This is a genomic window from Acidithiobacillus sulfurivorans (genome assembly GCF_018853815.1).
Taxonomy (GTDB): domain Bacteria; phylum Pseudomonadota; class Gammaproteobacteria; order Acidithiobacillales; family Acidithiobacillaceae; genus Acidithiobacillus; species Acidithiobacillus sulfurivorans.
On sequence record NZ_JAAOMP010000127.1, the window covers coordinates 1 to 211 of the forward strand.

Consider the following 211-nt stretch of genomic DNA (forward strand, 5'->3'; position numbering starts at 1 on the left):
CATCTCTTGCGCCAGTTCCAGCACCTGCACGAACAATCCTTGCAGTTCGCCCAGAAAACGGCGACGGAAGGTGGCCAGGGTATCATGATCCGGATGGCTGCCTGCCGCGAGGTAACGGAACGCGACAGAATCATAGGTGGCTTGTTCCAGTTTACGGCTGGAAAAGACCCCGTTGGCATAGCCGTAGACCAGAATCGCCAGCAGAGTGGCT

The 211-nt window shown here is 57.3% G+C and carries 1 protein-coding gene; it reads right to left on the minus strand.

Going from position 1 to position 211, the window contains the following annotated elements; translation table 11 throughout:
- Positions 1-211 (minus strand): transposase (locus tag HAP95_RS12090; protein ID WP_215884457.1); only part of this gene is annotated, 211 nt, incomplete at both ends.